General features: G+C 66.1%; 8 protein-coding genes. 2 read left to right on the forward strand and 6 right to left on the reverse strand.

What is annotated here, in order from left to right; genetic code table 11:
- Positions 1-111: 111 nt before the first annotated feature.
- Positions 112-5,016, reverse strand: a complete 4,905-nt coding sequence (locus V0R62_RS21830; RefSeq protein WP_330105196.1) for an alpha-2-macroglobulin — start codon at positions 5,014-5,016, stop codon at positions 112-114.
- Between the two features lie 269 nt (positions 5,017-5,285).
- Between V0R62_RS21830 and V0R62_RS21835 the strand changes: the two genes are divergently transcribed.
- Positions 5,286-6,623: an MATE family efflux transporter gene (locus tag V0R62_RS21835; RefSeq protein ID WP_330105197.1), complete on the forward strand. Its 1,338-nt coding sequence runs from the start codon at positions 5,286-5,288 to the stop codon at positions 6,621-6,623.
- A 122-nt stretch (positions 6,624-6,745) separates the two neighbouring features.
- Here the strand turns inward: V0R62_RS21835 and V0R62_RS21840 are convergent, their stop codons facing one another.
- The 5 genes from V0R62_RS21840 to V0R62_RS21860 form a co-directional block, all read right to left on the reverse strand.
- Positions 6,746-7,201, reverse strand: coding sequence for an REP-associated tyrosine transposase (locus V0R62_RS21840; RefSeq protein WP_330105198.1), 456 nt, complete (start codon positions 7,199-7,201; stop codon positions 6,746-6,748).
- A gap of 211 nt (positions 7,202-7,412) precedes the next feature.
- Positions 7,413-9,326 (reverse strand): arginine decarboxylase, encoded by a 1,914-nt coding sequence (speA, locus tag V0R62_RS21845; protein ID WP_050703606.1) that lies wholly within the window; start codon positions 9,324-9,326, stop codon positions 7,413-7,415.
- Positions 9,327-9,478: 152 nt separating this feature from the next.
- Entirely contained in the window at positions 9,479-9,850 is a 372-nt protein-coding gene (locus tag V0R62_RS21850; protein ID WP_050703605.1) for a translation initiation factor Sui1, read from the reverse strand.
- A gap of 300 nt (positions 9,851-10,150) precedes the next feature.
- Entirely contained in the window at positions 10,151-10,687 is a 537-nt protein-coding gene (locus V0R62_RS21855) for an NUDIX hydrolase (RefSeq protein ID WP_330105199.1), read from the reverse strand.
- A 1-nt stretch (position 10,688) separates the two neighbouring features.
- Positions 10,689-11,756 carry a DUF2333 family protein gene (locus V0R62_RS21860; RefSeq protein WP_330105200.1) on the reverse strand — a complete coding sequence of 356 codons (1,068 nt, stop codon included), beginning with the start codon at positions 11,754-11,756 and terminating at the stop codon, positions 10,689-10,691.
- 249 nt (positions 11,757-12,005) lie between these two features.
- On the opposite strand from V0R62_RS21860, the gene V0R62_RS21865 reads away from it, so the two are divergent.
- The gene (locus V0R62_RS21865; RefSeq protein ID WP_330105201.1) at positions 12,006-13,622 is read left to right on the forward strand and encodes a diguanylate cyclase; all 1,617 of its coding nucleotides are present in this window, start codon (positions 12,006-12,008) and stop codon (positions 13,620-13,622) included.
- Positions 13,623-14,134 lie beyond the last annotated feature (512 nt).

Consider the following 14,134-nt stretch of genomic DNA (forward strand, 5'->3'; position numbering starts at 1 on the left):
GGCCTTGTGCCGCGAAAGGGCTGCGTAGCAGCCCCGGCGGTACTGGCATTGATGCCGAGATCCTGGGGCCGCTTCGCGGCACAAGGCCGCTCCTACAGGGGGCGCGTGAACTCAGCGGGCGCGCACCACCATCTCACCCTGGCTATCGCCAATTGCCTGCAGGTTCGGCCGGTACATCGACTCCACCTGCGGCGGCGGGATGCGGTAGCTGCCCGGGGTCACCGCGCGGGCCAGGTACAGCAGGTGGGTGGTGCCGTAGCTGTCTAGCTTGAGCGCGGCCACGTAGCGGTCGTCACGGTACTCCTGGTGCACCACGCTGGCGTTCTGCATCGACTCGCGCCACTGCTTCACTGCACTGCTGGCGTTGTCCAGGCTGGCGGCGCTCTGTGCCAGGTTCTGGTTTTCCAGTTCCAGGCCCGCCGGCAGCAGGTCGACCACCAAGGCGTCCGGCACCTGGTCCTGGGCCTTGAGCGCCAGGTGCACCAGCACCAGGTCGCCGCTGCGCAGGTTACGCACATCCAGCGCCTGGCCGTTCATGCCCAGGTACTCGCGGCGGATCTCCATGCCGTTGCCGCTGGCGGCCGGGGCCTGGCGCGGATAGCCAGACAGGGTCAGCTGCTGGTACAGGGTGTCGCCACTCTGGTTCTGAAGGGTCAGCGGCGAGGCCAGCAGCGGGCCTTCGAGTTTCATGCCCGAGTCGTTGTTGTCGAACTCACGCACTTCACCGGCGCTGACCAGGCGGGCCTTCCAGTTACCCTCCGGCTTGCCCAGCAGGCCACGGCCGGCGAGGAACAGCGCATTGCGTTCCTGGGTGGACAGCCAGCGGTTGGCGGCCAGCTCGTCGGACAGGCCGAACAGGCGCTGGTCGACCTGGTTGCCGGCGAGGTTGTTCTCCTGCAGCAGGGCGAGGATCAGCGCCTGGTCACGCAGGGCGCTGCCGTAGTCGGCCATCCAGCCCTTGCCGCGGGTCACGGCCAGGCCAGCCTGCAATGCCTGCTGCGAACGCTGCTTGTCGCCCATCTTGTCCAGCGCCACCGCCAGCTGCACCAGCGGCAGGCCGGAGCGGGCGTCGGCGCGGCGCTCGAACAGGCTGCGCAGGGCGCCCAACGGCGCCTGCTGGCTGCGCGCCAGCACCAGGCCGGCGTAGGCCTGCACGGCGAAGCGGGTGTGGTCGGCGTTCTGGCTGTAATCCACTTCGATCAGGTTGCGCTCCTGCACATAACGCAGCAGACGCTCGCTGGCCTTCTTCAGCACTTCGGCCGGTACGCCGTAACCTTGCTCACGAGCACGCAGCAGGAAGTCAGTGACATAAGCGGTTAGCCAGTACTCTTCCTCGCTGTCCGAGCTCCACAGGCCGAAGCTGCCGTTGTAGCGCTGCATGCCCAGCAGGTGCTCGATGCCCATCTCGATCTTGCGCTTGCGCACATCGGCCGGCTCGCCCTTGATGCCCAGGCGCTTGAGGCTGTCGGCATCGGCGTACAGCGACGGGTACAGGCCACTGGTGGTCTGCTCCAGGCAGCCGTAGGGGTAGGCTTCCAGGGCGCGGATCTGCTCGGCCAGGTTCAGCGGCGGTCGGCTCGACAGCGCAAGGCTCGCCTCAAGGCCCGCAGGTTCGAACTCGGCCAGGTCGCTCTCCGGCAGGCTCCAGGGTTGATCCTTGAGGGCCACGCGGTAGTGCTTGAGCATCGCCGGGTAGGCCGGGCGCACGCCCAGGGTCCACTCGCGCTCGAAGGTGTTGGCCGGCTCACCCGGCAGCTGCAGGCCATTGACCTGCACCCGCACCTTGCCCTGGCCCAGGCCGCCCTGGGCCTGCACCGGAATCATCAGCGTGGTGCGCTGGCCTTCGGCCAGGCTGAAGTTCTGCTGGGCACCGCCGACCAGGCTCAACTGCCCTTCGGCGGTCAGTTGCACGCTCAGTTGCTGGGCGCGACCGGACAGGTTGGCCAGGTCCAGCGCCAGGCTGGTACGGTCGCCACCGGCCAGGAAGCGCGGCGCGGACAGCTCGGCGATCAGCGGCGCGGCAACCACGGTCTTGCCTTCGGCCATGCCGAAGTGTTCCTCGGTCCAGGCCTGTGCCATCAGGCGCAGTTCGCCATTGAAGTCGGGAATCTCGACGGTGGCCTGGCCTTCGCCTTTCTCGTCGAGGGTCACCGGCAGGCTCTGCTGGGCCACGATGGTCACCGTGGTGTTCGGGCGCTTGCCGCCCTTGGCCATGGCGGCGTCACCACCGAAGGCGAGGCTGGCCAGGCGGCCCTGGCCGGCCTCGATCAGCTGACCGTAGATGTCGAGCTGGTCGGCGCCATAGGCCTTGCGGCCGAACAGACTGGCGAACGGGTCGGGGGTCTTGAAATCGGTGATATTGAGGATGCCCACATCTACTGCGGACAGCAGCACATGCACCTGCTTCGGCACGCTGCCGTCGGCGTTGACCGCCTTGAACTTCACGGTCAGCGGCTGCTTGGGCCGCATCTTCTCAGGCGCCTGCAACGACACGGCCAGCTTACGCTCGGCGCGGTCCAGCGGCAGGTGCAGCACGCCCACGGCGCGTTTCGGCGTGGCATTGGCCTTGCGCTCGCCCGGTCGGATCACCAGGGCGCTGATGTACAGGTCGTGGCGCGCCCACTTCTTGTCCAGCTCGACGTCGAAGGTCTTGCCCTCGGCGGGTACGTCGATCTCCTGCCACCACAGCGGGCCATCGGCGGACTCGATCATCAGGTAACCGCTACCAGCAGCCGGCGGGGTGACGGTGACCTTGGCGGTGCCGCCTTCCTTGTAGGCAGGCTTGTCCAGGGCGATCTTGACCTGGTCGGGTCGCACGGCGCCACCCTCGGCGTTGTCCTGGGCGCGGTAGCCGGCCCAGAAGCGCGCGCTGGAGACCAGGCCGGTCTGCGGGTCTTCCACCTCGACGCGGTACGGGCCCCACTCCACCTGGAAGTTCAGCTTGGCGGTGGAGCCGGCCTTCACGCTGAGGGTTTCCTCAGCCTGGGTGAGAAATTTCTCGTTGTAGTTGTAGCTCCAGCCGTCGCTCTGCGAGTAGTTCCAGTAGTAGTCGCGGCGCTCGCGGATCAGGCGCACCTTCAGGTTGTCGGCGGCGAGTTTCTTGCCGTTGCGATCGGCCACCAGGAACTCGAATTCCACCGGGCCGTCTCCGTCGGTCTCTTCGCCGTCGAACAGGCCGCGCAGGCCCGGCAGGCGGTCGGCAGGCCAGATCGGCTGCTCCAGGCGCCGGGTGATCGGCCGGCCGCCGGACTCCTGCAGGCTGGCCTGCACGGTCAGTTGCAGCGGCGAGCGGGCTTCGGCCCAGCGGCTTTCGATATCGATGCGGGCCTTGCCGTTCTGGTCGAGGGTGACTTCGTCCAGTTCCAGGTCCTGGTTCAGGTCGGTCTCGGTGACCGCGCCGAACTGGTAGCCCGGCAGCGCCTTCACTGCTTCGCGCAGCGGGCGCACGTAGGCCTGGCCACTGAGGCGGTTGCCGGCGGCCGGCGCGCCGTAGAGGTAACGGCCATTGACCTGGATGGTGGCGGTCTCATCCGGCGCCAGCGGCGTGCTGCTGCCCTTGAGCTCCAGCGCCAGGCGCTCGGGGAGGAAGTCCTCGACGAGGAATTCGTAGACCTGCTTGCGACCACCGCCCAGGTCCAGCAGCAGTTGCCAGCGGCCGGTCGGGGCCTCGGTGGCCAGTTGCAGCTGGTACTGGAACAGGCCGTTCTTGTCGGCCTCCCAGACGAACTTGCGGCTGACCTGTTCGTCCGGGCGGCGCACTTCCACGCTCACCGGCTGGGCCTTGACCGGCTTGCCGTCCTGGTCACGCAGCAGGCCGTTGAGCAGCACGGTCTCGCCCGGGCGATAGAGGTCACGCGGGCCGAAGATGAAGAACTGCAGCGGGTTGGCCTGGGGGCCGGTGATGTCGAACTCGGCCAGGTCCAGGGCAGCGGTGTTCAGGCGCAGCAGGGTGGTGTGCACGCCCTGGGTGGCGATCAGGGTGTCGGCCTTGGCGGTGATCGGCAGCTGGGCATGGCCGTCGCCGTCGGTCTTGGCCTGGGCCAGCAACTTGCCCTTGTCGTCGTGCAGTTCGAGGGTGACGTCCTTGAGCGCCTTGCCGCCTTCCAGGGCCTGGCTGAACACGTCCAGGCGGTCGCGGTAGCGGTGCGCGGAAACACCGATGTCGCTCAGGGTGAACAGGGTCGCCGGCTGCGAATAGTCATAGGTACCCGAGGCGCGCATCACCGCCAGGTACACGCCCGGCTCCTGCAGCGGCTTGATCCCGGCGATCGGCAGCAGCACGGTCTCGCGGGTGTTACGCGCGGGGTTGAGGTCGAAGCGGCCGCTGTAGACCAGCTCGGCCATCTCCAGGGTTTCCTTGGACTGGTAGTAGTACAGGCTTGAGTTGCGGCCCCAATTGACCAGGAAGCTGGAGAGCATGTCCGGTTTGATACGGAAGAACTCGACATCGACCTTGTCGACGTTCAGGGCGATCACCGGCAGGCCTTCGGCCAGGCGCGTGGGCAGCAACGAACCGCGGCTGGCGAAGCCCACGGTGGGCTGCATGTCGCGGGTCTCGAAGCGACTGACCGATTCGGCCTCAAGCGCGTTGCCGTTGACCGAGAGCAGGCCCTCGTCGATGGTCAGGACCATCTTGCGCTGCGGCTCCAGGTGGCGCAGGCGCAGCTCCATCTGGTTGTCGGAGAGTTCCCAGGCGCCGTCGACCTTGCCCTTGACGGTGTCGACCAGGTGCAGCTTGGCGGCGAAGTCCTGGTTGGCGTCCAGCGGCGCGGAGACGCTGACCGACAGGGTGCTGGCGCCGTCGAGCTGGACTTCCGAGACGTCCAGCACGGTCAGCTCGCGACCGGCGTAACGCTTGGCGAGCAGCGCCGGGTCTTCGCGCTTGGCCGCCTTGGTTTCGGCGGGCGCGACGGCGGTGGCGGCATCGGCGGGTGCCGGCTGCTTGTCCGGGGTGGAGGAATCACAGGCACTGAGCAGGGCCAGCGCGCAGGCCAGCAACAATCCTTTGTTGAGCATTTGAGAGAGAACTCTTCGGCAGCGTGTACGTGAGGGGGGCAACTATAGCGCAACGTCGCGGGGCTTACCTGGCGATACGCGGCAAGTGAGACCCTGTTCGCGCCGATTGGTTGCCAGGCGGGTAGAATGCTGGCCATTCGTCAATGGGGCGCGCTGCGCACGCCTTTCGCGGCACAAGGCCGCTCCTACAGGGGCATGCAGTTTCCTGTAGGAGCGGCCTTGTGCCGCGAAAGGGCTGCGCAGCAGCCCCGAGTTCCTCAGGACCTCGCATGTCTTCAGTGTCCATCGCCTGGCGCGACCGCCCCACCCACCACAAGGTCTGGGCCCTGGCCGCGCCGATGATCCTGTCCAACATCTCGGTGCCGCTGGTGGCGCTGGTCGACAGCACGGTGATCGGCCACCTGCCCCACGCCCACCAGTTGGGCGCGGTGGCGGTGGGCGCCACGCTGTTCACCTTCATGGTCGGGCTGATGGGCTTCCTGCGCATGGGCTCCACCGGCTTCGCCGCCCAGGCCGCCGGCCGCGCCGACGGCGCCGCGCTGCGTCAGGTGCTGGTGCAGGGGCTGCTGCTGGCACTGGCCTTCGCCCTGCTGATCGGCCTGCTCGCCCTGCCCTTCAGCCAGCTGGCACTGCACGCGATGCAGCCCAGCGAGGCGCTGCATGCCTCCACCGAGGCGTTCTTCCACACTCGCCTGCTCGGCCTGCCGGCGGCGCTGGCCAGCTATGCCCTGGTCGGCTGGTTCCTCGGCACGCAGAACGCCCGGGCGCCGTTGGCGATCCTGCTGACCACCAACCTGCTGAACATCGCCCTGAACCTGTGGTTCGTGCTCGGCCTGGACTGGGGCGTGGTCGGCTCGGCACGGGCCTCGGTGATCGCCGAGTGGTGCGCCGCACTGCTCGGCCTGGCCCTCACCCGCCCGGCGCTGCGCGCCTACCCCGGGCATATCGCCTGGGCCGCGCTGAAGCGCTGGCAGGCCTGGCGGCCCCTGCTGGCGGTGAACCGCGATATCTTCCTGCGCAGCCTGGCGCTGCAGCTGGTGTTCCTGCTGCTGACCGTGCAGGGCGCCCGGCTGGGCGAAGCGACGGTGGCGGCCAATGCCCTGCTGCTCAACGGGCTGATGCTCACCGCCTACGCCCTCGATGGCCTGGCCCATGCGGTCGAGGCGCTGTGCGGGCATGCCATCGGCGCCCGTGATCGCGGCGCCCTGAAGCGGGCACTGGTGGTGGCCTGCGGATGGTCGTTGATCGTCAGCCTGGGGTTTGCGGTGCTGTTCCTGCTGGGCGGCCATCTGTTCATCGACCTGCAGACCGATATCGCCAGTGTGCGTGATGCAGCGTATCCGTACCTGCCTTATCTGGCGCTGCTGCCGTTGGTGGCGGTGTGGAGTTATCTGCTCGATGGGCTGTTCATCGGCGCCACGCGGGCGCGGGAGATGCGCAATGCGATGCTGGTGTCGGTGGTGATTGCGTTGCCCGTGGCGTTTGCCATGCGTGGGTTCGGCAATCATGGGTTGTGGTTGGCGTTTCTGGGGTTCATGGCGTTGCGGGCGGGGACGCTGGGGTGGGTGGGGTGGCGGTTGCAGCAGCGGGATCGTTGGGTTCGGTGAAGCTGGGGCCCTTTCGCGACACAAGGCCGCTCCGACAGGCATTGCGTATCCATGTGGGAATCCCGGTACCTGTGGGAGCGGCCTTGTGTCGCGAAATGAGGGCGAAGCCCTCACCTGCAGGTTTACAGCCATACGCAATCCCAATGTGAATACTCGCCGGCACGCTTGGCCAACCCTGCACGAATCGGATTGGCAACAATGTACCGGGCAACCGCTTTGACATCCTCTTCCCGCCGTAAGGCCCGGTCGTGATAACCGGTCTGCCAGATGTGCCGCCGTTCGACACCCGCGCGGTAAAGCGCATTGCTGCTACGAGATTTGAACGTACACATCAGTGTGCTCAGACGGATGTGCCCAAGCTCGACAAGCCAATGCACATGGTCTGGCATCAGGACCCAAGCCAAGGTGCGACAAGCATGCTTCTGATCACAAAAGCGCATCTGATTGACCACGATCCGAGCGAGGTTGAAGTCTGCAAACAGCGGTTTGCGGTCGAGGGTTGTGGTTGTCAGTAAATAGAGACGCCCTGGCTCGGAAAATCGGCCTCGACGTAAAAGGCGAGAGTGTGGACTGTCCATGTCGTGCTCCTTTGAACGTTGCATTCAAAGTTAGCCGTGGTGGCAGGGCGGACAGCTACTGGATCATTTCTCGATGTGACTCCGGTGAGGGCTTCGCCCTCATTTCGCGACACAAGGCCGCTCCCACAGGTACCGGGATTTCCACAAGGGATATGCAATGCCTGTAGGAGCGGCCTTGTGTCGCGAAAGGGCCGCAAAGCGGCCCCGGCGATTACGAAGACAGGTACGAAGACCGGGTCAAGCCAAGACGCAACGCATCAAGGAACTGCGTGCGCTCGCGCGCGCTGATCCGGGCGCTGGCCACCTTGTCGCGGTAGTGGGTCATCAACTCCTCCGGCGACAGGTGCACGTAGCGCAGCATGTCCTCGATGGTGTCGTGGGTCTCGATGCCGGCGTGGTACACGCTGCCGTCGGCGTTCTGGTAGATGTTCACCGAATCGGTGTCACCGAACAGGTTGTGCATGTCGCCGAGGATCTCCTGGTACGCGCCCACCAGGAACACGCCCAGCAGGTAGTCCTCGCCTTCCTTGACCGCGTGCACCGGCATGCTGGTCTCGATGCTCTGCTCGTCGACGTACTGGTTGATCTTGCCGTCGGAGTCGCAGGTCAAATCCTGCAGCACGGCGCGGCGCAGCGGCTCTTCGTCCAGGCGGTGCAGCGGGATGATCGGCAGCACCTGGCCGATGGCCCAGGTGTCCGGCAGGCTCTGGAACACCGAGAAGTTGCAGATGTACTTGTCGGCCAGCTTGTCGTTCAGCTCGTCCAGCACCTGGCGGTGCGAGCGCTGGCGGGCCTTGAGCGAGTTGTGCAGGCGACGGCACACGGCGAAGTAGCACTGCTCGGCCAGGGCTTTTTCAGCCAGGGTCAGCTTGCCGTCGGCATACTGCGCGGCCACGTCGCCCATGTAGTGGGTGGCGCGCCAGTAGGTCTCGGTGACCATCTCGATGTCGGTGGGGCCGAGCAGGTCGGCCAGCCACTGCACGGTCTCGGGCAGCGACTCCTTGTTCTCGATGGTCGGCATCTCGTCGTTGTGGCTCTCGACGTCGGTCACCTGGATCACCAGCATGGCGTGGTGCGCGGTCAGCGAGCGGCCGCTCTCGGAGAAGATGTGCGGGTGCGGCAGGCCCTGCGCGTCGCAGAACTCCTTGAGCATCCCGACCACCACGCCGGCGTAGTCGTCCATGTCGTAGTTGATGGAGCTGGCGTTGCGCGAGTGGGTGCCGTCGTAGTCCACGCCCAGGCCGCCGCCGACGTCGATGTGATCGACCGGCAGGCCCAGGGCGCGCAGCTCGCCGTAGTAGCGGATGGCTTCCTTGAAGCCGTGCTGGTAGTCGGCCAGGTTGGCGATCTGCGAGCCCATGTGGAAGTGCAGCAGGCGGATGCCCTGGTCGAGGCCTGCGTCACGGAAGCGCTGCACCACCGAGATCAGCTGGGCGGCGGACAGGCCGAACTTGGACTTCTCGCCCCCGGTGTCGGCCCACTTGCTCGAGGCCAGCGACGACAGGCGCACGCGCAGGCCGACCTGTGGCTTGACCTTCAGCTCCGCGGCTTCCTCGATCACCAGGGCGACCTCGGATTCCTTCTCGATGACGATGAACACGTTGTGGCCGAGCTTCTGGCCCATCAGCGCCAGACGGATGAACTCGCGGTCCTTGTAGCCGTTGCAGACGATGGTGCCGCCCTTCGGCGCCAGCGCCAGCACCGCCAGCAGCTCGGGCTTGGAGCCGGCTTCCAGGCCAATGGAGACGTTCTGGGTGGCGATGATGTTCTCGACCACCGCTTCCTGCTGGTTGACCTTGATCGGGTACAGCGCGGTGTACTGGCTCTGGTACTCCAGGCGCGCAATGTTGGCGTCAAAGGCGCCGGTCAGCTGGCGCACGCGGTCCTGCAGGATGTCGGGGAAACGGACCAGCAGCGGCAGCGACAGACCGCTCTGGCGCAGCTCCTGAACCTGCTCGAACAGGTCGATCGGCGCGCTGTCCGGGCCGTTGGGGCGCACTTCGACGCGCCCGGCTTCATTGATGGCGAAATAACCAGCGCCCCAATGGCGGATGCCATAAACACTGCGGCTGTCGGCCACGGTCCATTGGCTACCATCGTCTTTGCGTGTGCGTCGTACGGACATTCAAGTCCCCTATAGATAAGTCCAAGACACTGCCCCGTCAGGTGGCGGGCGCAGTGTAGAAGCTGAAAATGACGAATCGTCCGTGCCCCCGGATAGACCCTGGCCACGGCATCGAGTTTAGAAAGCGCTGGGCGAAAAGTCGCGCGACGGCCTCAGCCGCCGGATTTCTTCGCCTTGAAGCCCTGTTTGATCAGCTCGCCGAGCAACAGTTCGACGTGGTCGCCCTGAATCTCGATGACCCCGTCCTTGAGCGCGCCGCCGGTGCCGCAGCGACGCTTGAGCGTGCTGGCGAGCTCCTTGAGCTGTTCGAGGGGCAGCGGCACGCCGGTGATGGTGGTCACGGTCTTGCCGCCGCGACCTTTGCTTTCACGACGCACACGGGCAATGCCATCACCTTCGGGGATGACCTGCTGCTTGCAGATGCAGGCGTCCACCGGCTGGCCGCAGTCGGGACAGTGCCGACCGGCATCGGTGGAATATACGAGACCGCCAAGGGCGGCGAAGGAAGAAGCTTTCTTGGCCACTTTTGTTCCTCTGTGCCGAGGACAAAAAACTGGTCGGCGGGAGCCGACCGCGAAGCCCCACTCTGGCAGGGGCGGCGCTACTGCCGCAAGGTCATGCGACAGCCCGAAAAGGGCGCGCAGTGTAACGATAAATCTGGCTGTTGCTAAGTACAGGATTGCGCCATTTTACGAAAGTTTTGCGACCTTCAGATGCTTGGGGCTGCTGCGCAGCCCTTTCGCGACACAAGGCCGCTCCTACAGGGGATCGCGAATCCCTGTAGGAGCGGCCTTGTGCCGCGAATGGGGTGCAAAGCGCCCCCATCAGATCAGGCCAGCCTGGTACCGCTGCAACGCCACCAGCGAATCCGGGCAATACGGCCGCTGCGCGTTTTCCGCCTGGGCCTGCTCGACGCTGATGAACCGCGCCTCGATGACCTCCTCGGGCTGCAAGCGCAGCGGCCCGTCCCACACCGCCGAATACACCGCGCACCACAAGCGGTTGCCCGGCTGCTCGAAGTAGAACGTCTCGTGAAAACGCAACTCGACGCCGCTCACCCCCAGCTCCTCGGCAAGCTCCCGGGCCGCCGAGTCGGCGTAGGACTCCTGCACCCCGACCATGCCACCGGCCGCCACATCCCAGTAACCGGGATACAGCGCCTTGCTCAGGGTGCGCCGGTGCACGCACAGCTCGCCCGCGCCGTTGAACAGCAGGATGAAGGTGCAGCGCCCGATCAGGCCGCGCTCGCGCAGCTCGGCCCGTGGCAGGGCGCCGAGCAGTTGGTCATGCTCGTCGACCCAGGCCACCAGTTCGGCGTCGGAGGCCGCGCGGTGCGCGACCTCGGCAGGATTGACCGGCATCTCAGCCCTGGGACAGCAGTTGGCGCAGGTCGATGACCGCGGCGTTGGCCCGGGAGATGTAGTTGGCCATCACCAGCGAGTGGTTGGCCCACATGCCAAAGCCGCTACCGTTGAGCACCATCGGGCTCCACAGCGCTTCCTGCGAGGCTTCAAGCTCGCGGATGATCTGCCGCACGCTGACCGTGGCGTTCTTCTTCGCCAGCACGTCGGCGAAGTCGACCTCGATGGCGCGCAGCAGGTGCGACAGCGCCCAGGCCTGGCCGCGGGCCTCGTAGAACACGTTGTCGATCTGCAGCCACGGGGTCTCGACCACTTCCTCGTCGACCTGCGGCGCCTGGCCGGGGGCCACGGTCTCGGTCTTCAGGGTGTTGTTCAGCTTGACCCGACCAACGCTGGCCGACAGGCGCTGCGACAGCGAGCCCAGGCGGGTGGCCACGTCGCCCAGCCAGTTGTTCAGGTTGTCGGCGCGGGTGTAGAAGATCGCGCCCTGGTCACCCTTGGCCAGACGGGTCTGGTAGCGGTTCAGCGACTTGATGCCCTCTTCGAACTCCGACTCGCTAGACGGCAGGATCCAGCTCTTATTGTCGAAGTTGAAGCGCGGCTCGGCCTTGGCCAGGTCGGCGTCCTCGGTCGACTGCGACTGGGAGCGGGCGAAGTCCTTGCGCAGGGCGCGGGACAGATCGCGCACCTGGACCAGCACGCCGTATTCCCAGCTCGGCATGTTGTCCATCCACAGCCCTGGCGGGAAGCGGTCGTTGGAGATGTAGCCGCCCGGCTTGTCGAGCAGGGTGCCGGCGACGGTCTTGAGGGTCTCGACGGTGGTGTAGCCGACCACCATCTGCTGGCCATTGCGCTCGGCCGCGGCCTGGGCGTTCTGCTGCACCGGGAACAGCTCGGGCTCCTGGCTCCAGTACCAGCCCAGGCCGATGCACACCAGCAGGTAGAGGCCGATCAGGGTGCCCAGGGCACGGCTCCAGAGGCCGCCGAGGTAGCTACGGGTGGCGGCGCCGCGGGTTTCGACCCGCTCACGGGGCTCGGCCTTGGCCTCGCGGTTTTTCCAATCCAGCATGGCATTGTCCTTAATCAGTCACGAACGGTTCAGGGCTTGGACCACAGGCCTCGGCCAGGGTGCCACGACAAGCCCGCATGCCAGCACTATAAAGCAGACGCCGCCATTCGTATAAGCGACCATCGGGTCGGCAACTGAATGACGGTCCCTGAACACTTTGTTGACCCCAGGCACTCGCTTGTCGGAAAAGCAGTGCTAGCATAGAGCCATCATTGAACCTGCGCCCTCCCACTCATAAGTAGTCAGGACATGACCCAGCCAGCCGAGCCGAGCCACGAACGCCTCAAGCAGCATTTTGCCCAGCGGGTGATCCACCAGGCCCGGCAGATCCTCGAGATCTGGCAGCGCCTGCAGCGTGGCGAGTGGTCCAGCGGCGACCTGGGCGAACTGTGCGAGGCCAACTTGCGCCTGCAGCGCTACGCCGAACGCTTCGAGCAACCCGAGCACGGCAGCCTGTCGACGGCCATCGGCCAAACCCTGCGCGCCATCGAGGCCAACAGCGCGCGGCTCAACTCCGAACTGATCAGCGAACTCAACCGCCTGATGCAGCGCCTGTCACGCACCGGACTGCGCAAGGGCGACCAGCTCGACAACGTGCCCCTGCCGCCGCTGCGCAAGCCGGTGTACATCGTCCTGCAGGACCACGACCGCGCCGAGCGCCTGGCCCAGCAATTGGAATTCTTCGGCCTGAGCGTGCAGGCGCTATGCAGCGCCGAGGCGTTCCAGGCGTCGATGAGCGAGCGCCTGCCGTCGGCCATCGTCATGGACGTGGACTTCACCGGCGCCGGCATAGGCCTGCGACTGGCGGCCCAGGCCCAGCAGGGGCTGGAGCAGCCGGTGCCGCTGCTGTTCTTCTGCCTGCACGAGACCGACACCCCGACCCGCCTGGCCGCCGTGCGCGCCGGCGGCCAGGAGTTCCTCACCGGTACCCTGGACGCCTCCAGCCTGCTGGAAAAACTCGAGCTGCTGACCAGCGCCACCCAGTACGACCCGTTCCGCGTGCTGGTGATCGACGACTCCCGCGCCCAGGCCCTGCACACCGAACGCCTGCTCAACAGCGCCGGGATCATCACCCGCACACTGACCGAGCCGATCCGCACCATGAGCGAACTGGCCGACTTCCAGCCCGACCTGATCATCCTCGATATGTACATGCCCGAGTGCACCGGCCCGGAGCTGGCCAAGGTGATCCGCCACAACGACCGCTACGTCAGCGTGCCGATCATCTACCTGTCGGCCGAGGACGACCTGGACAAGCAGCTCGACGCCATGAGCGAAGGCGGCGACGACTTCCTCACCAAGCCGATCCGCTCGCGGCACCTGGTGACCACCGTGCGCAACCGCGCCGCCCGCGCCCGCCACCTCAAGGCGCGGATGGTCCGCGACAGCCTCACCGGGCTGTACAACCATACCCACATCCTGCAACTGCTCGAAGACTGCAGCTTCCGCGCCCGCCGCGAAACGCAGCCGCTGAGCTTCGCCATGCTCGACATCGACCACTTCAAGAAGATCAACGACCGCCACGGCCACCCCATGGGCGACCGGGTGATCAAGAGCCTGGCGCTGTTCCTCAAGCAGCGCCTGCGCAAGACCGACTTCATTGGCCGCTACGGCGGCGAGGAGTTCGCCATCGTCATGCCCAACACCGCGCTGGAGGCGGCGCACAAGGTACTCGACGAGATCCGCCGGCGCTTCGCCGAGATCCACTACCCGGCCCAGCCCCATGACCTGCAGTGCACCTTCAGCGCCGGGGTGGTGCAGCTGGACGACAGCCTCGATGCGCTGACCATGGCCAGCGCGGCGGACGAGGCGCTGTACCGGGCCAAGCATGCCGGGCGCAACTGCGTGGTCAGGGTCGAGCCGTAGCCACCGGCATGGGCCGCTCTAATGGAAAACTCATAACCCACTGATTTAACTCACCCCTGTAGGAGCGGCCTTGCGTCGCGAAAGGGCTGCGCAGCAGCCCCAGGTTCTAAGCCACCCTCGAAATTGCCGGGGCTGCTGCGCAGCCCTTTCGCGACGCAAGGCCGCTCCTACAGGGGGACAGTTCCCTGCGTGACAGCGCAGCCCAACAAGCTACAGACAGCAACCGGCAAACAATACCGGCACTGTGCCACTTTTTTATGGCGCCAACCCTCCGCCGTCATCACCCCGTCACAAAATCGCAATAACTTCAGGCCCCGACCTCTCCACCCCCCCTCCGCAGGAAGTTCGCGGCTATGCGCCTGAAGTGGCTGACCAATTTCAACACCCTGTTGCTGGTGACCGTGTGTATTGCCCTGGGCGCGACCCTGTGGTGGTCGCAACGCGCCCTGGAACGTCCCTACCAACTGATGGAGCGCTACCTGGGCCTGTCCCAGCAGTTCCAGAACGACGCC

The organism is Pseudomonas carassii (assembly GCF_036324045.1).
In the GTDB taxonomy this organism is placed as follows: Bacteria; Pseudomonadota; Gammaproteobacteria; order Pseudomonadales; family Pseudomonadaceae; genus Aquipseudomonas; species Aquipseudomonas peradeniyensis.